At 41.4% G+C, this 19,240-nt stretch carries 21 protein-coding genes, 1 other RNA gene and 1 pseudogene; 4 read left to right on the top strand and 19 right to left on the bottom strand.

Annotated features, from left to right (window positions below; all coding sequences use genetic code 11):
• Positions 1–3 precede the first annotated feature (3 nt).
• From FZ945_RS06260 to aroQ, 5 genes are read right to left on the bottom strand one after another with little or no spacing between them, the layout of a single operon-like run.
• Positions 4–870, bottom strand: a complete 867-nt coding sequence (locus tag FZ945_RS06260) for a P-loop NTPase (RefSeq protein ID WP_103630623.1) — start codon at positions 868–870, stop codon at positions 4–6.
• Positions 863–2,221: a flagellar biosynthesis GTPase FlhF gene (gene flhF / locus FZ945_RS06255; RefSeq protein ID WP_148803321.1), complete on the bottom strand. Its 1,359-nt coding sequence runs from the start codon at positions 2,219–2,221 to the stop codon at positions 863–865. The genes FZ945_RS06260 and flhF overlap by 8 nt, the downstream gene beginning before the upstream one ends.
• A 9-nt stretch (positions 2,222–2,230) precedes the next feature.
• Entirely contained in the window at positions 2,231–2,707 is a 477-nt protein-coding gene (gene folK, locus FZ945_RS06250; protein ID WP_148803319.1) for a 2-amino-4-hydroxy-6-hydroxymethyldihydropteridine diphosphokinase, read from the bottom strand.
• Positions 2,704–3,729, bottom strand: coding sequence for an aminopeptidase P family protein (locus tag FZ945_RS06245; RefSeq protein ID WP_148803317.1), 1,026 nt, complete (start codon positions 3,727–3,729; stop codon positions 2,704–2,706). The genes folK and FZ945_RS06245 overlap by 4 nt, the downstream gene beginning before the upstream one ends.
• The gene (aroQ, locus tag FZ945_RS06240; RefSeq protein WP_004317604.1) at positions 3,726–4,205 is read right to left on the bottom strand and encodes a type II 3-dehydroquinate dehydratase; all 480 of its coding nucleotides are present in this window, start codon (positions 4,203–4,205) and stop codon (positions 3,726–3,728) included. The genes FZ945_RS06245 and aroQ overlap by 4 nt, the downstream gene beginning before the upstream one ends.
• An 84-nt stretch (positions 4,206–4,289) precedes the next feature.
• Between aroQ and mqnF the strand changes: the two genes are divergently transcribed.
• Together mqnF and sppA are read left to right on the top strand one after the other, a co-directional pair.
• Positions 4,290–5,507, top strand: a complete 1,218-nt coding sequence (gene mqnF, locus FZ945_RS06235) for an aminofutalosine deaminase family hydrolase (protein ID WP_148803315.1) — start codon at positions 4,290–4,292, stop codon at positions 5,505–5,507.
• Complete coding sequence (gene sppA / locus FZ945_RS06230) at positions 5,495–6,358, top strand: signal peptide peptidase SppA (RefSeq protein WP_103599055.1); 864 nt, start codon at positions 5,495–5,497, stop codon at positions 6,356–6,358. Before mqnF ends, sppA begins: the two co-directional genes overlap by 13 nt.
• A 51-nt stretch (positions 6,359–6,409) precedes the next feature.
• Here sppA and FZ945_RS06225 read toward each other — a convergent pair whose 3' ends face one another.
• The 4 genes from FZ945_RS06225 to FZ945_RS06210 all read right to left on the bottom strand — a co-directional run bounded on the left by FZ945_RS06225 (position 6,410) and on the right by FZ945_RS06210 (position 8,044).
• Complete coding sequence (locus tag FZ945_RS06225) at positions 6,410–6,649, bottom strand: ribonuclease (protein WP_148803313.1); 240 nt, start codon at positions 6,647–6,649, stop codon at positions 6,410–6,412.
• On the bottom strand, positions 6,630–7,163 hold the full coding sequence (locus FZ945_RS06220; protein ID WP_148803311.1) for a WG repeat-containing protein: 534 nt from the start codon (positions 7,161–7,163) through the stop codon (positions 6,630–6,632). The genes FZ945_RS06225 and FZ945_RS06220 overlap by 20 nt, the downstream gene beginning before the upstream one ends.
• An 87-nt stretch (positions 7,164–7,250) precedes the next feature.
• Positions 7,251–7,609, bottom strand: a transfer-messenger RNA (tmRNA) gene (gene ssrA, locus FZ945_RS06215).
• Positions 7,610–7,639: 30 nt separating this feature from the next.
• Positions 7,640–8,044 carry a hypothetical protein gene (locus FZ945_RS06210; protein ID WP_004317574.1) on the bottom strand — a complete coding sequence of 135 codons (405 nt, stop codon included), beginning with the start codon at positions 8,042–8,044 and terminating at the stop codon, positions 7,640–7,642.
• An 85-nt stretch (positions 8,045–8,129) separates the two neighbouring features.
• Here FZ945_RS06210 and panB point away from each other — a divergent pair, with 85 nt between their 5' ends.
• Positions 8,130–8,945, top strand: coding sequence for a 3-methyl-2-oxobutanoate hydroxymethyltransferase (gene panB, locus FZ945_RS06205; protein WP_148803309.1), 816 nt, complete (start codon positions 8,130–8,132; stop codon positions 8,943–8,945).
• Positions 8,946–9,008: 63 nt separating this feature from the next.
• Here the strand turns inward: panB and FZ945_RS06200 are convergent, their stop codons facing one another.
• The 10 genes from FZ945_RS06200 to phsA all read right to left on the bottom strand — a co-directional run bounded on the left by FZ945_RS06200 (position 9,009) and on the right by phsA (position 19,139).
• A complete protein-coding gene (locus FZ945_RS06200; protein WP_148803307.1) occupies positions 9,009–9,896 on the bottom strand; it encodes a cache domain-containing protein in 888 nt (295 codons plus the stop codon).
• A complete protein-coding gene (locus FZ945_RS06195; protein ID WP_148803305.1) occupies positions 9,889–10,260 on the bottom strand; it encodes an HIT family protein in 372 nt (123 codons plus the stop codon). Before FZ945_RS06195 ends, FZ945_RS06200 begins: the two co-directional genes overlap by 8 nt.
• Before the next feature lie 13 nt (positions 10,261–10,273).
• Positions 10,274–11,314 (bottom strand): AI-2E family transporter, encoded by a 1,041-nt coding sequence (locus FZ945_RS06190; RefSeq protein ID WP_021087361.1) that lies wholly within the window; start codon positions 11,312–11,314, stop codon positions 10,274–10,276.
• A gap of 203 nt (positions 11,315–11,517) precedes the next feature.
• On the bottom strand, positions 11,518–12,597 hold the full coding sequence (locus FZ945_RS06185) for a cytochrome C (RefSeq protein ID WP_148803304.1): 1,080 nt from the start codon (positions 12,595–12,597) through the stop codon (positions 11,518–11,520).
• 23 nt (positions 12,598–12,620) lie between these two features.
• Positions 12,621–13,631: a Holliday junction branch migration DNA helicase RuvB gene (gene ruvB, locus FZ945_RS06180; protein WP_072595167.1), complete on the bottom strand. Its 1,011-nt coding sequence runs from the start codon at positions 13,629–13,631 to the stop codon at positions 12,621–12,623.
• A 49-nt stretch (positions 13,632–13,680) separates the two neighbouring features.
• Complete coding sequence (locus FZ945_RS06175; protein ID WP_148803302.1) at positions 13,681–14,787, bottom strand: sensor histidine kinase; 1,107 nt, start codon at positions 14,785–14,787, stop codon at positions 13,681–13,683.
• The gene (locus tag FZ945_RS06170) at positions 14,771–15,439 is read right to left on the bottom strand and encodes a response regulator transcription factor (RefSeq protein ID WP_009294240.1); all 669 of its coding nucleotides are present in this window, start codon (positions 15,437–15,439) and stop codon (positions 14,771–14,773) included. The genes FZ945_RS06175 and FZ945_RS06170 overlap by 17 nt, the downstream gene beginning before the upstream one ends.
• A 90-nt stretch (positions 15,440–15,529) precedes the next feature.
• Positions 15,530–16,465, bottom strand: a complete 936-nt coding sequence (gene nrfD / locus FZ945_RS06165; protein ID WP_148803300.1) for an NrfD/PsrC family molybdoenzyme membrane anchor subunit — start codon at positions 16,463–16,465, stop codon at positions 15,530–15,532.
• A complete protein-coding gene (locus tag FZ945_RS06160) occupies positions 16,458–17,021 on the bottom strand; it encodes a 4Fe-4S dicluster domain-containing protein (RefSeq protein WP_004317626.1) in 564 nt (187 codons plus the stop codon). The genes nrfD and FZ945_RS06160 overlap by 8 nt, the downstream gene beginning before the upstream one ends.
• A gap of 9 nt (positions 17,022–17,030) precedes the next feature.
• Positions 17,031–19,139: a thiosulfate reductase PhsA gene (gene phsA / locus FZ945_RS06155; protein WP_262367171.1), complete on the bottom strand. Its 2,109-nt coding sequence runs from the start codon at positions 19,137–19,139 to the stop codon at positions 17,031–17,033.
• Here phsA and FZ945_RS06150 point away from each other — a divergent pair.
• A pseudogene (locus FZ945_RS06150) lies at positions 19,087–19,240 on the top strand (anaerobic C4-dicarboxylate transporter family protein); the annotation flags it as partial. The gene phsA and the pseudogene FZ945_RS06150 overlap by 53 nt on opposite strands.

The following is a 19,240-nucleotide window of genomic DNA, read 5'->3' as shown; positions in this document are numbered from 1 at the left end:
CCATTAAAATTGTTCTATCAAACGCTTAAAGAAGCCCCCAAAGCTCCTGCTTTGCTCATCTTTAAGCACTTTTCGTTCCAACCTATAAAGCAAATTCGAAGCAATCTGCTTGATCTGCACGCTAGCAGAGCCGTAAGCTTCGTCATCTGTAAAGAGTGTCCTTTGCTTTATGCTCCTTGCAACGCTCTTATCAGAAGCCACGTAGCCAATTAGCTCTAAATTTAAGCTTGGCCCAATATTTGCATTTGCCACTCGCTTTACATTTTCATAAATTCTAGTGGCCTCAGCCTCGTTTTTTACCATATTTAAAAGCAAAAGCTCGCTATTTTTAAACCTTGAAACGATCTTTATTACCGCATACGCGTCGGTTATCGCCGCAGGGTCAGGCACGGTCACCACGACAACCTCATCAGCTGCCTCTAAAAATAGCTGCGTGCTGCCGCCTATGCCAGCACCGGTATCGATGATCAAAAAGTCAAGCCCATCAAGCTCGCTCGCCTCATCTAAAAATCTCTCAAATAAAAATTGATTATTAAATTTCAAAATTTCATCGCCGCTCTCGCCAGGGATGAGGATGAGATTTTTATTTATAGGTATCAAGATATCTTTTAAGCTGCACTCGCCCTTTAGCACGTGAAGCAGGTTTTTGCCCATTTTTACATTTAGGATCACATCAAGGTTTGCAAGGCCGATATCAGCATCAAATAGCCCTACTTTATAGCCATTTTGCGACAAGACATTTGCTAAATTTGCACTTATCGTGCTCTTGCCAACGCCGCCTTTGCCGCTTGTGATCGCTATAAAATGCGTATTTTTAGCCTTATTTTGAGACTGGACTAAATTTTGTAGTTTTTGCGCTTGGTTATTCATCGCTAGCCTTTTGCTTTGTAAAGCCGTCAAACACGCACTCTACTAAAAATTCGCTCTTTGCTTCCACAAGATCATCAGGCACCTCTTGACCCACACTAAAGTAGCTAACTGGCGTGTTTGTCTCATATACCAGCGAAAAGACGTTGCCAAAAATTTTAGTCTCGTCAAATTTGGTGATTATAAGCGTGTCGATCTCCAAAAATGAAAATCCATTATAAATTTCTATCAGATCCTCGACCTTTGAGCCAGCTGAGAGGACTAAATTTACATCGATCTTTGCGCCGCTATGCTTTAAAAATTTATCAAGTCTTTCAAGCTTTTCTTTGTCATACTGCGAATTTCCAGTGGTATCAATTAGTATCACGTCGCAGTAGCTAAGCTGCTTTATGGCGTTTTGAAAGTCCTCGACCTCTATGACGTCAAGGATCGGCAGCTTCATCATCTTAGCGTACTGAAATAGCTGCTCGACCGCTCCGATACGGTACGTATCAAGCGTGATGATGCCCGTTTTATAGCGCTTTTCGTTGCCGTAAGCAAAACGAGCCGCGAGCTTTGCAAGAGTCGTCGTCTTGCCAACTCCAGTTGGGCCAACTAGCATCATTATGCGCTGTTTTTTATCACTTAGCTCTTTTCTGCAAGGCAGCATGTTTCGCAAAAGCGAGTAAAAATACCTTTTTACCGCGGTTGGATTGCTTTTCATAGAGACTGGCAAATTTTCAAGCGTCGTTTGCATGATCGCCTCTAAATGCTCCTCTTTCATGCCGCTTTGTTTTGCAAGCTTGTAGATGCTAGCAAACTCTGGCGGGATCGAGAGATTGTTGCGATTTGGGGCTTTTTCGTCCCAGATCATGTCAGTTATCAGCCCTATTTTCTCGCTTAGCACGCTTACTTGCTTTGCTACGTCATCTATTTTTTTATTCATGCCATTTGTATTTGGCTCTTTTATCTCGTTCATATCGACATTTGCGATCGCACTTATCTCTTTTGCGACGTCTGAAATGTTTAAAAGCACGCTCTCATTTGGATCGTAAGGCTCAGGCGACGTCGTCTTTGCCTCAAATTTAGCAGGCTCCTCTTTTATCTCAAATTTCGGCTTTGGTGGCTCGTAGTTTTTGCTAAATTTAGAGTAGGCATTTTCATAGTTTATTGCTTTTACATTTGGCTTTGGTGGCTGCTTTACCTCTTCCTCTTCAACGCTTACTAAAATTTCATAAAGCGGCTTTTTGTTTATCGTTTTGGCTTGAATTTGCTTTGTAGTGACGAGTATGGCCTTCTCGCCGCACGCCTCTTGAGCCTTTTTCAAAGCCTCGATGGTGCTCTCGCCTGTAAAAGTATGAAATTTTGTAGCCATTTATATCCTTTAACCTCTCATAAGCCCTAGTGGCACGATCACGCTGAGCCTCTTATCAGCCCCTGGGTGCGGGACGATAAGGCGCGGCGTCTTATAGACTTTTTTACTAAAATACAAAATATCCAGATCAAGCGTGCGTGGTGCATTTTTAAACGTCCTCACGCGCTTAAATTTACTCTCATAATGCCCTAAAATTTTTAGCAAATTTCTAGGGCTCATAGATGTTTGTAAATTTATAACAGCGTTACTAAAATCATCCTGCGCTTCGTAGCCAAACGCCGCATTTATAAGGATCGGCGAGACTTCGACTACATGAAACCTGCTATCACTTGTAATCGCTCTTATAAATTTATCAAACCTCTTTGCGCTATCGCCGATGTTGCCGCCCATGCCAACTAGCGCCTCATACTTAAACTCATCTCTTTTATGAAAAAAACTAGGGCAAAAACGGCTTTTTACGATCTTTCTTGCTCCAGCTAGCCTCATAAAATTTCGCACCCACCTTCTCTTGCGACCACGACGTCCTCGATGCGCACTCCAAATTCATTTTCTAGATAAATTCCAGGCTCCACGCTAAAGACCATGCCCTCTTTTATGAGTGTTTCGCTCCTTGCTGAGATGACTGGAAGCTCGTGTATATCGACACCCACGCCGTGTCCTGTCGAGTGAAAAAAGGCCTTTTCATATCCAGCCTTTGCTATGACACTTCTTGCTGCAAGGTCTATCTCGCACGCCCTAACGCCAGCTCTTGCGACCTTTATCGCAGCAGCCTGAGCCTCTTTTACGATCTCATAAATTTCTTGCATCTTGGCGTTTTTAAATTTTTGCTCCTTTGAGAAGTTAAAATTTTCATCAAAGCAAGCAGTTCTGGTGCGATCAGAGCAGTAACGCTTAAATTTAACACCAGCGTCAAGTAGCAGCAAATCGCCCCTTTTTAAAATTTTATCCCCAGGCAGCGCATGCGCCTTTGCAGCATTTTCGTTTATCGCTACGATCGGATCAAAGCTAAGACCTAGCTCATTTTTTTGCCTAAAGATGAGCGAGGCGTTAAAGTGAAGCTCTTTTTCGCTCATTCCTTCGCCATTTTCACGCACAAATTTAGCAAATTCATCAAAGCATTTCGCCCCAAATTCGCTAGCCTTTTTTAAAATTTTTATCTCATCTTCACTCTTGCAAATTCTCTTTAGCCTAGAGAAATTTGCCTTTGGCTTAAAATTTATATTAAAGCCCTTGCTAAGCGCGTTATACTCGCTGATACTTAGCTCATCAGGGTTAAAAACGAGGCTTTTTGGCTTCATCTTTCTTAAAAATGCCCGCACCTCGCTTATTAAATTTCTCTGCGCTAAAAGAACGACCACGCCTGCATTTACGCAGCTTTTTGCCTCGAAATAATACCTCGCATCCGTAAAAAAATATTTCACGTCATCAAGGCATAGCAAAAACTCATTGTCGCAGCTGTAGCCGCACTCGTAAAATACGGCGTTTTCGTCCTTTAAGATGAAATTCATTGTGCTTTTTGATTTGCTCTTACTGCTTTTATCTGCTCAAAAATTTGAAGCATGCCTATCATCGCCAAATGATAGCCAACTGGTCCAAAACCCACGATCTGGCCTGCTGCAACTGGTGCGATGAGGCTTTTATGGCGGAACTCTTCTCTTCTATAAACGTTGCTGATATGCACCTCGATAACCGGCAGCGCAACCGCACTTAGCGCATCACGGATAGCGATAGAGGTGTGAGTGTAAGCGGCTGGATTTATGATGATGCCGTCAGCATCGCCCAAGCACTCTTGGATCTTATCGACTAGCTCGCCCTCAAGGTTGCTTTGAAAAAACTCGATCTCAACGTCATTTTGATCGGCGACGATCTTCATTTGAGAGTGGATATCCTCCATCTTCATAACGCCGTAAATTCCTGGCTCTCTAGCGCCAAGCATGTTGATATTTGGGCCTTGGATAACCATTATTTTTAGCTTCTTATCCATGTCACTCCTTTTTGATTAAATAGCCCAAATTATACATTTTCGTTCCTAAATTTTCGCTACAATAACAAAAATTTAAGGCTAGAAATGGAAATTTTAAAAGCAAAAAAGATCATCACTGGCGGAGAAAATCCAAAAATTTTAAGAAATTCTTGTGTTGTCATTGAAAATGATAAAATTTTAGAAATTACAAGCGAAAAAAAGGCGCAAAAGAAATTTAAAGAGGCGAAAATTTGCGACTTTGGTGAGAGCGTGATCGCCCCAGCGTTCGTAAATACACACGTTCATTTGGAGTTTAGCTCAAACGTTAGCACTCTAAAATACGGCGACTTTATAAAATGGCTTGGCTCTATCGTCGATAAAGGCGGCGAGTTAGCTAAAATGGACGCTAAAAAAGCAATGAATGAAGCTATAAATTCGCTGCTAAAAAGCGGAGTTTGTACCATTGGAGAGATATCTAGCTTTGGTAGTGATCTTGAAATTTTAGCCGCTAGTCCGCTAAAAGTCGTGCTTTTTAGTGAGATTTTGGGCTCAAATGAGCAGATGGTTCAGCAAAATTTGCAAAATTTCTCAGCTAAATTTGAAAAAACAAAGGGCTATAAAAACCAAAATTTCACCCCAGCTATCTCGCTGCACTCGCCCTACTCTGTGCACCCAAAGCTCGCCAAAGCCGCCCTTGAGATAGCTAAAAAGGATGGTCTTCTTGTAAGCACGCACTTTTTAGAGAGCAAGGCTGAAAAGCAGTGGCTAGAGCACGGCAGCGGTGGCTTTAAAAAGCATCTTTTAAGATTTAGCCAAGATCCAAAGCCGATGTATGACGCGGATGGCTATTTTGCGATGTTTCGTGAGATAAATACCCTCTTTACGCACTGCGTTTATGTGAGCGATTTTGCTAAATTTGAGCCTCATCACAGCGTGACACACTGCGCCGTTTCAAACAGGCTACTTGGCAAAAAGGCGCTAAATTTAAAAGAAATTTTCAAAAACAACGTCAGTCTAAACATCGGCACAGACGGCCTTAGCTCAAATATCAGCCTAAATTTCTGGCATGAACTAAGAGCCGCTTTATTTACCCACGCTAGCCTTGATCTAAACGAGCTTGCCACTAGGCTTTTTGTCGCTGCAACGCACGGGGGCGCAAAGGCACTTAGGACAAATAACGGCGAGATAAAGGCAGGACGTGCGGCTGATCTTGCGGTCCACAACGACCTAGAGTGCGATGATAGCGAGCTAATACTTCAGCTCATACTTCATACAAACGAGGCTAAAAAACTATATATCGGAGGCAAAATTTGCAAATTTTAAGGCTTATTTTTAGAGGGATTTTGGGAATTTTTAAATTTATAAATAGCTACTTTAAAGCGCTCATATTTTTACTCATATTATTTTTTATTTTCGCGCCAGATAGCAAGATGAAAGAGCCAAATTTAGCCCGCATAGACATCACCGGCACGATAGTGGATACTAGCGAAATTTTAGACGAGCTCGAAAAAGCAAGAGCTGATAGCAACATCAAAGGTGTGCTGCTCTACATCGACAGCCCAGGCGGAGCGCTAAGCCCGAGCGTGGAGCTAGCCATGGCGGTCAAGCGACTAAAGGAGGGCAAAAAAGTGCTCGCATACGCCGCTGGCAACATGGCAAGTGGTAGCTACTACGCTGGCGTAAATGCCGATACTATTGTAGCAAACCCAGGCGCTTTCATCGGTTCTATCGGCGTCATCATGCAAGGGGCAAACATCGAAAATTTAGCCAAAAATTTAGGCGTGAGCGAGCAGGTAGTAAAGGCTGGCGAGTTTAAAGAGGCTGGCACCTTTATGAGGAGCTGGAGCAAGCAGGAGCGTGAGAGCTTGCAAGGGCTCGTAAATGACGCTTACATGCTCTTTGTAAGCGACGTGGCGGCGGCTAGAAATTTAGATATCAATAAAAAAGACGAGTGGGCAAATGCAAGGGTATTTTTAGCGCACAATGCCCTAAAAATGGGGCTAATAGATAGCCTTGGCAGCTACATAGACGCTCAAAATGAGCTAGCTAAAATGAGCCTCGTAGATGAGCCCGTCTGGCAAGAAAAACCGCAGCTCGAAAAGATAATGGAGAAATTTACAAAGCAAGGCATAAACTCGCTTTTTGGCGCATTTTTTGAAACAAAGCTTAGATAAAAAGCCAGCCAAGTTAAATTTAACTAGCTGGCAAAGCTTTTTATAGCTAGTTTATCTGAAATTCCCTTCGCTATCCACGAAGAGTTCTCGCTCTGCTATTTTTATCAAAAAAGTAGTTTCATTTATCCTTTGAAGCACCTCAAATTTATCATAAATGCTATTTTTGATAATGACATTAAACTTTTCATCCAAAAGTCCAAATTTATCACCTAGTCGTGATAAGTAGAAAGTGTTATTTGACCTGTCTATAGCCTCATCAGGCACATCTATCTCATTTTTTGCTTTCGTCAAAAATAACAGAACATCCTTTGGTGTTTATATAACCCCATTTGCCGTCTTTTTTAACTCTAGCAAAACCTTCGTTAAAATCATAAGCGTCATCAAATTTACACTCTACGATCTGCTCACCTTTGGTATTTATATATCCGCACTTGCCATCTTTTTGAACAGCAGCAAGACCTTCGTTAAAACTCCAAGCAAAATCAAATTTACACTCTATGATCTGTTCGCCTTTGGTGTTTATATAACCCCATTTGCCATCTTTTTCAACCCAAGCAAAACCTTCACTAAAACAATAAGCATCATCAAATTTACACTCTATGATCTGTTCGCCTTTGGTGTTTATATAACCCCATTTGCCATCTTTTTCAACCCAAGCAAAACCTTCACTAAAACAATAAGCATCATCAAATTTACACTCTATGATCTGTTCGCCTTTGGTGTTTATATATCCCCATTTGCCGTCTTTTTGAACAGCAGCAAAGCCTTCGTTAAATTCACAAACACAATCAAATTCCCAAAACATATCCCTCTCCTTTGTTTATATGAGTTGTGTTATTTTAGTTTATATTATTTTAAAAAGTAAGTAAAATTGAGAGAAATTTAAAGTAGATGGTGGAAGCGAGGGGGATCGAACCCCTGTCCAAAAGCAAAATCCATACAGCCTCTACACGCTTAGCAAAAGTGAAAATTTCATCTAAAAAGGCTCACTTTCCAAAACCAGAATTTAGACTAAGACTAAAATTTCAGCTAGCAAGCAGTCACTTTGCTGGCCTACTCTAGCTAAATAACTCGCTTACATCCTAGCTAGAATGAGACAAAGTGAGGCTCAACTGAACTTACGCAGCTTTAGCGTAAGCAGGAGCGAAATTAACGTTGTTTGCGTTTAAATTTAATTTGAGCTTTTTACGCTTTGCTCAAAGCGACGTGCCACCGTACACACTCTGCTCCTGTCGAAGCCAAGTCGCTCCCATAAAAAATGAAATGGTTTAGTTGGATTGTTTAGTCAAGCTTTGCAGGTACGTCAATGATCTTTGGCTCAAGGACGCTAAAATACTCTAGGTCTTTCTCGACGTCGCCTTTGTATTTATGAAACTGATCGCTAATAAGCAGCAACCAATCTATAAATTTATCATTTGCTGGACCTTTTAAGCTTCTAGCCTCTTGAGTGACCTCTTCAGCTAAAGTCGTCAGCTTTAAGATCGGGTCAAGATGCATAAAACCTGCTGCTGATTTAATATTGTGAAAGATCCTAGAAAGCTCTAAAATGCTCTCCTTATACTTGTCAGCTCTTCCTAAATTTATTATCAAAGGCTCTAGCAAATCGCACATCAAAGTGTAGTGAGAGAGAAACTCCTCAACTATATCATAAGAATAATCGACTTCAAGCCTTTTTAATATACCCATTTTCATGTCCTTAAGAAATTGGCGTAATTGTAGCAAAATTTTGATAAAATTGTTAGCATTATCACAAAATTTACCGGACTTAGCCATGAAAGATGAAACAATCGCAAAGAAAAAACTCACTATAAATGATATAAAAAACAAAAAAGGCGTCGAGCCTATCGTGATGATAACCGCCTATGATGCGCTATTTGCGAAGATTTTTGATGATTACGCTGATGTTATCCTTGTTGGCGATAGCTTAAATATGAGCTTTAATATGAAAGAGAGCACGCTAAGTGCCGATATGAGCACCATGCTCTATCACACAAAGGCTGTTTGCGCCGGGGCTAAAAAGACTTTTATCTTAGCTGATATGCCATTTGGCAGCTACACAAACGAAAAACAAGCGATCAAAAATGCGATGAAATTTTTTAAGCAGACAAACGCAGATGCAGTAAAGCTTGAAGTTGGCATGCATCAGGTAAATTTAGTAAAACGCCTCTGCGAAGAGGGCATAAACGTGATGGCTCACATCGGACTAAAGCCGCAGTTTTTTAAATTTGAGGGCGGATATAAGATAAAAGGCAGAAGCGAGCTTGAGGCAAAAAGGCTAGTTGAAGAGGCTTTGGCGTTTGAGCAAGCTGGCGCGTTTGGCATACTGCTTGAAGGCACGCTTAGCAACGTAGCAAGTGAGATAACAAGACAGGTTCGTGTGCCAGTTGTGGGCATAGGCTCTGGGGCAGATGTCGATGGACAGGTGCTTGTCTGGTCTGATATGTTGGGATTTTTCGAGGACTTTAAGCCTAAATTTGTCAAGCGCTATCTTGACGGAGCCGCTCTTGTGCGAAAAGGCGTGCAAAGCTATGCTAACGAAGTAAAAAGCAAAATTTTTCCAAGCGAAGAGTTTTCGTATAAGGGCTAAATTTATCTGCCTTGCTATCTAAAATCAAATTCTAGCAGCACTAAACTGCTAGAATTTATAAATTTAAAAAAGCTCTTCTGATTCAAGATAATTTTGCGAGATGTTTCGCTCTTTTTCGTCGGTATTTACGTGAAGAACGTAGTAGCCTATCTGCGTGTTGCTAGCATCAAATAGCGGCACAACGCAAAAATAGTGCGTCTTATATACGTAAAATTCATACTTTTTAAGGTCGATATCGCGCAAAATTCCAACTATATTTAAATTTGCACTGCTTAAATTTTCGATGTAATAATCACTTAAAATTTGATCACTTGGCGCGCTTTTATGTGCTGGCATCTTATCTTTTGATAGGAGCACAAAGAGGTCGATGCCTTGCGTTTTATAGAAATTTCCAAGTGAGTCGTAGTTTAGTAAAACCTCGATACTACCGATGTTTTTGCCCTCATGCATCACATTTGAAACAGCCCTTATATGCACTCCAGCATACCACGCCTCGATGCCAACCATGGGCCTATCTTGACGCCTTGACTCTTGGACTAAAAACCTACCGCTAGCGATCATATCGCCATATCTGTTTAGATCCCAGCTTCTTACGTAGCTTTTTAGATCTTTGTCGTAAAGATGAAGCTTAATGTTGTTATACATCGACGCTGCGCCAAGAGTTTTGGTCAAATTTTCGATATTTTTTACGCACTCGTCGCGGTTTTGACCTAGCAAGCACATCTGTATAGACTCATTTTGAGCAAGTAGGATCGAGATCGCCATTGATGAAAATTTCTCATCATCGATGCTTTTGTTTAGCTGCTTTACATGGTAGTCAAAAAAGACACGCATATTGTTTTGCTTTTTTTCAGCCATGTATGAGCTATAAAGAAAGTAAAAAAGGCTACCAAGCACCGCAAAAACGATTAAAACGATATAGATATTAAAATATTTTTTGTATTTACTCAAAACTAAGCCTTAGTTTTTCTTCTAAAAATTTAGCAAATTCATCAAATTTAGGCAGTACAAGCTCGCTTTTTCTTTTGGGGCTAGCCCAAACGCTATCTGGGAAAAATGCATCGTTTTCAAATCTCGCAATAACGTGAATATGCACGTGTGGCACGTAGTTTCCAAAGCTTGCGATGTTTATCTTAGTTGGTTTATAAAACTCAAGCATAGCCTTTTCAGCCACTAGCATCACTTCAAAAAGCCTAGCCCTACTCGCCTCATCGCACTCACTTAGCTCCCTATATGGCTTTGCGCTAAAAATTTTCACCCACGGAAGCTCGTTCTCTTCGCGCTCAACTCTTATAAATTTATCTTCATATATCATTTTTACCCCTATTTTATACGAAATTTCTCTCTCGCAAAAGCGTGTAAAGTTTGATCGTTGAGACAAAAAATGTCACGATCGCAGGTCCGAGGATCACGCCCCAGAAGCCAAACGTCGTGATACCAGCGATCATCGCAAAAAAGATGAGTAGCTCGTTTATCTTTGTTGGTATCTTGACTAATTTTGAGTTTATAAATTTAATGACAAGCGGCTTTAGCAAGGTATCAGCGCCAAATGAGATCACAATAATAGTGTAAAGTGCGATCGTGATAGCGGCTGCTGTGTTGCCATTTGCAAACTCATAAATACTAATAGGCGCCCACGCCAAAAAGCCGCCAACGACTGGGATGAGTGAAGCGAAGCTAAAAAAGATGCCAGTTAGCACTCCGTCATAGCCGTAAAAACTGGTGATAATGGCAAATAAAAAGCCCTGAATGATCATATTTGCGATGGTTGAGTAAAAAACGACGCCCATCACGTTGCCAACCTCGCTTAGTATCGACTCAGTGTCCTCTTTTTTAAGGGGAAGCGCCTCTTTTAGGTAGTTTATAAGCTCGTTGCCGTAAAGGTTGCAAAAGAAGAAAAAGACCAGGATGATGATCATATCAACACCAAATTTAAGGCTTAGTTTGCCTAAATTTGCAAGATTAGCAGCGACTTGCGAAAAGAGCATCTTGATATCAAGCCCGCCTATAAATTCCTTGATCTTTGGCTCTAAGAAATTTATCGACTCTGGCAGGCTAAAGTCGTAGTTTTTGATAAATTCAATGGTCTTTGTGACGTTGTTTATGTCAAAGCCAGCTGCGTATTTCGCGATCTCTACGACTGCGTAAAGAAGTGGCGCGATAAATAAACAAAGAAGCGCAAATGTCGTAAGACCTGACGAGAGCGTTTTGCGGTTTTTAGTAAGCGTTAAAAATGCGATCTGCACGTTTGCAACAGCCACCGCGAGCAGTGCTGCGATAAAAATGTCAAGTAAAAATGGTTTAAAAAGATAGACCACCAAAGCCAAAGCACAAAATGCAAAAATTCCAAAAAACAGCCTATTATTCATCTCGCTCCCTTAAAATGGGGTAATTATAGCAGATTTATCAAAGCTACTCATTTGCTTGATAAATTTGCTAAAACGCTTCGGCACCAAAATTTGCAAAGAGTGGGCTTTTGGCATTTTAGCGTGGCACTGATGCTTAGCAAATTCAGATAAATTTATGCCTTACGTAAATTTTCTAGCTCAAAAGCTTCTATAAATTCAGCCTTTTACGTGCACTGAAAATTTGCTCCGACGACCTCACACTCATCACAAATTTGCATATAGATCGTTCCCTCGCCGTCTATCAAGCCACCAAAAGGGATTTGCGCTAGATATTTCATCGTTTTACCGCATTTTGGGCAGTGCAAGTACTCAGCGTCTTGCTGCCACTGCGGATATCCGCCAAGTAAAATTTCACCATCGATCATAGCCGCATAGTGCATACAGACCTCGTTTGCTAACTCAAATTTTTGCCCGTCAAGCACCGCCACAGCATCTCTTACATAGTCTTCGCTCTCACCCTCGCCCACTACCTCTGTTTGCACATTATTGCCGTCATTTTGGCAAAAGTACTGCACAAAGCCAACGCATGTCGGACAAAATTTAAGCACAGCGTCATTTTTAAGCTCTAGCCCAAACTGCTTTAGGCTCTCTTTTTTGATTGTAAATTCCAGCATCTCGCCGCTACAAAATTTACATTTTTCATCGCCTAGTGCTTTAAATTTAACGCTTGCCTCTACGCTTTGGCTTGGCTCGCAGGTAAAGCACTTATCAAAAACTAGGCTTCTTCTCTTGCCACTGCTATCAAAGCTCCAGCCAGCAGTCTGCGAGTATCCATCAGTGTCGGCATAAAGCTTCGTCTTCCAAGGCTTTGGCGCACCATAAAGCCTAAAAAATAGCTCCCTTACTACCTCATCGCCCTGCCAGGCAAGTGCTGAGAGGATGTGATTTAGCTTGACTATATTTTCTTCGCTTGAAAGCCTATTTATAAGCTCATCTCTAAGCCCTTCTGAAGCCTTTTTGTAAATTTCAGGTGGGTAGTACTCGCCGTTTTTTGTAAGCTCATTAATGATCTGCTCGTCGCAAATGCCATGTAGATAAAAAATATATGTAAGATCGCTGTAAATTTCATCAAATTTATCTAGCTCGTCAATGTGAGCGAGGATATTTTTCTGCCTATTTTTGATCTCGTCTTCGCTTAAGCCTTGGTAAAACTCCAGCTTCTCTTTTTGCCTGCACCAGTAGCAGATCCCGTCAAAGTAAATCGTCCTTTGCTCGCACTTAGGACAAAGATGTGGCTCGCCCATTTTTGCTCCAAATTTAAATTTCGCTACTCAAAAAGCCCTTTTTCGATGTCGATCTTGATGTTAAAGGTCTCAAAGCACTTCGCACTTGCGATCCTGCCCTTTGCGGTACGCTCGATAAAGCCATTTGCAAGCAGATATGGCTCGATGACGTCCTCGACCGTGCCCTCGTCCTCGCTAAGTGCTGCTGCGATCGTGCTAAGCCCCATAGGACGGCGCCTTGCTTGCATCAAAATTTCTAAATACCTAATATCCATCTCGTCAAATCCAAGCGAATTTACACCAAGTGCGTTAAGTCCCTCTTTTGCGCGCTCGTGGCTGATGATTTGCTCGTCATTTACCTCGGCAAAGTCGCGGATACGCTTTAGCAGTCTAAGGGCGATCCTAGGCGTGGCACGTGAGCGTTTGGCGATCTCCAAAGAGGCGTTTTTGTCGCACTCTTTGCCAAGCTTAGCCGAGGCTATCTGCACGATACGGCTTAGCTCGCTGCTTGTATAAAACTGCAACCTAAAGTCCATACCAAAGCGATCTCTTAAAGGCGCTGAGATCATACCAGCACGAGTGGTCGCGCCGATTAGCGTAAATTTTGGCAAGTCTATCTTGATAGTCTGAGCTGCAGGTCCTGAGCCTATGATGATGTCTAGCCTAAAATCCTCCATCGCAGGATAAAGCACCTCTTCGATAGCTGGGCTTAGGCGGTGTATCTCGTCGATAAAAAGCACGTCGCCCTCTTGTAAATTTGTAAGGATCGCCGCAAGATCGCCGCTCTTTTCTATCATCGGCGCTGCGGTCATTTTGATACTTACGCCCATTTCGTTTGCGATGATGTGAGCAAGGGTGGTTTTACCAAGTCCAGGAGGGCCGTAAAATAGCACGTGATCTAGGCACTCATTTCGCTTTTTGGCTGCTTTTATAAAGACGTCTAAATTTTGTTTTATCTTTTCTTGGCCGATGTAGTCTTCAAATTTTGTCGGTCTAAGCGAGACTTCAAAGTCGTTTTCAAAGCTTACTTTTTCGATTTCAACGATTCTATCCAAAGTTTTTCCTTCTAAATTTAAGGCTTCATTTTACGCTTTTATGCTTAATCTAAGCTCGTTTAAATTTGTAGTAAAAGGTGCTGCCCTCGCCATAAACGCTATCAACGCCGTATAAAATTTCATGTTTTTGGCAAATTTCACTGACGATATTTAGCCCAAGACCAAAACCGCCTTGAATTTCATCCTCTCTCACGTATCTTTTCCAGACCCTTTTGACGTCCTTTATCCCCTTGCCAAAGTCCTGCACACTAAGATTTATGCGATCTGCTTCAAGCTCTAAATTTACTATTATCTCGCTCTCTTTTGGGCTGTATTTTATGGCGTTTGTGATGGTGTTATCGATGATGCGCTGAGCTTCGACCTTGCTTAGCATAGTAAATGCCTCGCTTGCTAAATTTGTCTTTACTACGATGTGCTTAACTTCAGCCACGCTTGAGAGAAATTTCACTCGCTCTTTAACATACTCGCCTAAATTTAGCCTCTCAAGTGGAAATTTGATGTAGCCACGCTTTATGAAATACTCGACATCTTCGTAGGTTATTTGCATCTGTTTTAGGGCGTTTTTGATGCGGGTTATATACTTGTTTTCAAGCCCCAGCATCTCAAGGTTCATGCCAGCCACGCCAAGGGGTGTCTTTAGCTCGTGCATAGCGTCGTTAAAGAAATTATTCATATACTTTTGAAACTCTTTATAAGGCTTAACGCTGCTTAGATATAAAAAATAGACGATAAAAAGCACCGCCACAAGGATGACAAGCAGCATGATGGCTGTTAAAAAGATGTTCTTTTTGTTATCAAGCTCCTTTTCTACGACGATGTAGTAAGGGGTCTTATCTTTTATAAAAAAGCTCTTGTAAAAAAGATATCCGCCCTCTTCTAGAGTTACAAATTTAAAGCTGCTTGGCTCTTTGCTAAGCGTTGAGATGACTGGTTTAAAATTTACGTCGTAAATCGCAAATTTATATTTTAATGAGCTAGCTATATTTTCGTTTTTTAGAAATGAATTTTTGATGATGGTTTCATGCTTCATAGCACCAAAGAGAGCCTTTGAGCTGCTATTTTTCTGACTTAAATTTAAGATCACAAAGCTTTGAAAGCAAAAGAGCGACATTATGACAAATGTCGCTATGATCTGGATCTTAAAGCTCTTGTGCATCTATCTTGTAGCCTATGCGCCTCTTTGAGATGATGAAGTTATTGTTTGTCTTGTTTCTTATCTTTAAAACGTGCATCCTTATATCAGCGCCCTCGATCTCTTTGTCGTTCCAGACAAGATCTCTAAGCTCCTCCATGCTGACGTAAGAATTTAGATGTGAGACCAAACACTCGACCAAAGCGACCTCTTTTGCACTAAGATCAACCATCTTGCCATCTTTAAGTAGCACACGTTTATTTAGATTAAAGCTAAACTCGTCATTTATCTTAACTATATTCTTATCATCGGTGCCATAGTACTTTCGCATAAGCTCAGCAACTCTAAATTTAAGCTCAGCTAGCTCAAATGGCTTTTTTAGATACTCATTACAGCCAAGCTCATAGCCAATCGCCATATCATCTATATCAACTAAAGATGTCGTTATCATGATAGGAGCGTTTGGATTTAGACTTCTTATATACTTGATGACCTCGTGACCATTTACTCCAGGCACTTTTATGTCAAGTATAAAAAGGTGATAGAAATTTTTCTCTATCAAGTCGCAAGCCTCTTGACCGTCGCTCACCGCTGTAACTTCATAACCAAGCGTCTGCAAAAACTCGCAGACGCTCTCTTGGAACCCCAAATCATCTTCTAAAAGCAAAATCTTCAAAATGCTCTCCTAAAAAACAAACTTTAATAAGATTTTTATCTATTGTAATACTTAATAGGTAAATTTCAAATTAAAATTCTTTTTTAAGTATTAAATAAAAATTTGTCCTGCATAGACTATGTAATATCTTAGTAAAAAGACACCACAAATGACTAAAATAGCGTTAAGCACGGCAAATTCGCGTTTGAAATCATGCACCTTTAAAACGCTTAAGTCCAAGATGATAGGCACAGCCATACCAAGACCTATGACGCCGATATAAAACATCAGCCCAAGAGAATTTGCGCTAAGCGCGTTTGAGACGCTCTCCGCACCACTTACGCTTGCACCTTTTACGACCATGAAAAGAGCAACTATTAGCAAAAACTCGACTATTATCGCAAAAAAGTCAAATTTTAATAAAAAGTGTGCAGTTTGGTTTTGCTCTCTTGTTTCATCTTTTAGCACTCCAATAAGCAGTGTAAATGCACCAGCACAGCTTAAGCCAGAGACTAAGAATAATACTGGTAGAACTGGTGTGTTCCAAAGTGCGACCTTGTGAGCTGCACTTAGCAAAAAGCCCGTATATGCGCCAACGCCGATGCCTAAGATGAAAAGCAAAACCCCAAGCAAACCTGAAAGCTTGCTAGCTAAATTTGCAAGCGCGTCAAAAAGAGAAATTTTAAGTGACGCGATCTCATTTTTAAACGCACCAACCGCGTATATAACGCTAAGAGGCGTATAAACTAGAAGCAGCGCAACGCCTATTGACATAACTGAGTCAAAGTTATAAAGCAAAAGTATCCAGTAAAAGCTAAGTGGCTTACCAAGATCAATCACTAAAAGAGCAAGTCCAAGGACGATCGCCACTGGAGCGATAAGAGCGGCTGCTTTAAAGTAGTAGTTATCCTTGCCAAATTTATTTGAGATAAGCACAGCAACGATGCTAGCACCTGCACTAAGTCCTGCTAAAAATAGATAAAAAGCTATCGGCCAGCCCCAGTAAATTTCAGTGTATTGAGCTAGGCTTCCTGACATGTTATTCATGGTGTGCTCCTTTTGTATTTGCGATCATTGCAAGTGAAGGTTTTGTGTTTAACTCCGCTTTTGGCAAGTAGTATTTGCTCTCTTTTAGTTTCTTTGAAATTTTAGAGTTTTCATCATTTACGTCGCCAAAAGTTAGGGCATTGGTAGGGCAGACGCTAACACAAGCTGGGTCTTTGCCCTCTTCTAGCCTGCTCTCATAGCAAAATGTGCATTTGCCTATCTCGCCATCTGGTAAGACGTAGCGAGCGTCGTATGGACAGGCTAGGATGCAGTATTTGCAACTAACGCAAATTCTGTGATCAAGCAGCGTCACGCCATCAGCCGTTTTGAAGCTAGCACCAGTTGGGCAAACCTCAACACAAGGCGCATCTTCGCACATAACGCAGCTTTGACGTAAAAAGTCAGTCTTTAAATTTGGAAATGTCCCACTCATCTTTGCATGCACCTGAAAGCGGTAAAGTCCCCTTGGCACGTTGTTTGCACTTCTGCAAGCTACCGAGCAGCCTTGGCAGCCGATGCATAAATTTTCATCATGTATCATCATATATTTTTTCATTTTCTATCCTTACGCTTTACTTATGCTAACGCCAACATTTGTAACCATAGTCGCAGCCACCGGACCCTCAGCTGGATCAAGAAGCACGCTTGTGTTAAGTCCTACGTGATCTATGCTCTTAAGACCTGGCGTGATGTGTCCAAAGCCGTGATAGATAAAGAGCGTATCTTCTCTAATGCCCTCAGTCACCATAAGCTTGCCCTTTTGCTCGCCAAATTTATTTTTGACTAAGACCGTGTCGCCGTCACGTAAATTTTGCTTTTTAGCGGTGTTTGGATTGATCCAGATAGGGCTATCGCTCATAAGGTCATTTAAAAATGGCACTGCCTGAGTGTGGCCGTTGGTATGGATAGGCGTTTTGCCGCAAGTTAAGCAAAGCTCGTGTCCGTCAAATGTGTCCATATCTTTGTCATTTAGCGCGCCATATCCTGCAAACTGCGCCTCGACATCAGGCAGATATAGCTCTATCTTGCCGCTTTTTGTTTTAAGCTTAGCCATATCGTCCATTAGGCCATTTTCTCCTACAAATTTAGCAGCTACTGGATATTTAGCGATAAATTTATCTATCATACCTTTTTCTCTAAACAAAATTCCCGGCTCATCCCACGTGATAAAGCCATCTTTTTCTAGTGCTGCAAGTAAATTTACATCTCCACCAGCTTGTTGCATCCTAAACTCACGTATGTCGTTCCAAGTGTAAAGCTCATCTATCTTCATGCGGCGTGCTAGCTCTCTAAAGATAAATGCCCCATCCTTCGTGTCGCCAACTGGATCAACGACTTTATTTCTTATCATATAAGCTGGTTTTAGACCTGACTTGTCCTCTATGCCCTCGTCGCGCTCAAGGTAGCTGCTCTCAGGCAAGATGACATCAGCAAAGGTCGCCATATCGTTTAGATAGACATCGCTTACTACGATGAGCTCAAGCTTCTTCATCGCCTCTATGCTCTTCATCGTCTCAGCAACGTTTATTAGGTGATTAAATCGGATGTTAAACCAGCCTTTTATGGCGTATGGTTTCTCGCTTAAGATAGCGTCATTTATATCCATCAAAACGCCATGTTTTCTGCTTACAAATTTATGCCCACCAGTCTCGCCAGCGAAGTCTAGTCTAGTGACTTTTGGTACTTTAAATTTCTCATCTGGATTTTTAAGAACTGGAAATTTATTCTCGCCAACTAGCTTGTTAAAGGTTTTAGCATTTTTGCCACCAAAAAGACCGCCTTTAACCTCCCAGTTACCCATCATCGCATTTGCTACCATGATGGCTTTTGTCCTCATATATTCAGCTCTTGTGGTAGTTGTCTTATGCCCAAAATCAAAAATAACTCTTGGAGCAGCTTTGTAAATTTCATCAGCGATGCGTCTAACATCGCTTGCTTTTATGCCAGTAATTGCCTCTTGCCACTCAGGTGTTTTGCCCTCGACACTCTTTACGATCTCATCAAAGCCAGTTGTAAATTTCTCAATAAATTCTTTATCATAAGTGCCATTTTGTATCCAAGTGTTGATGAGTGCTAGAACAAAGGCGAGGTCTGTGCCAGGTTTAACTGGTAGCCACTCATCGGCCTTTGAAGCTACAACGCTAAATCTTGGCTCAAGCACAAGTAGCTTTGTATCCTTGCTAGCTGCAAATTTAGCAAGCTTTTTAGCATCAGCTATGACGATGCCCTCAAAGAGGTTGTGACCAAAATTTACAACGTATTTTGCATTTGCAAAGTCTCTTTTTAGCTTAGCGATGCCATACATCTGCTCACAGACCATTTGATAGGTGATCGGACAGCATGAAAAGTGTGAAAAGCAGTTTGGTGAGCCATAAGCTGAGGCAAAATTTACCATTAGCTTGTGTGTTTGCGAGCTTTTACAGGTAAATACAAAGCTTTCAGGGCCATACTTTTGCTTGATGTCAAGCATCTTTGAAGCGACATAGTCAAGTGCCTCGTCCCAGCTAACCTCGCGCCATTTATTTTCGCCTCGCTCGCCAGCTCTGATTAATGGCTTTTTGATTCTATTTTCATCATAGAGCTGGCTAAGACCTGAGCCACCTCTTGCGCAAAGAGAGGTTGCCGTGCCACCAGCTTTTGGATTGCCAACATATCCTACAACACTAGGTGCGATAGCGATGGACGATACAGGAACTACAAGAGTTGGTAAATTTGTATTTAACCACTCATTCTTCATCCCAGGAACTATAATGGTTGCATTATCAGTTATCCTTG

Origin of the sequence: Campylobacter concisus (assembly GCF_902460535.1) — a bacterium.
GTDB lineage: Bacteria > Campylobacterota > Campylobacteria > Campylobacterales > Campylobacteraceae > Campylobacter_A > Campylobacter_A concisus_AS.
This window is presented reverse-complemented; position numbering and strand designations above follow the sequence as displayed.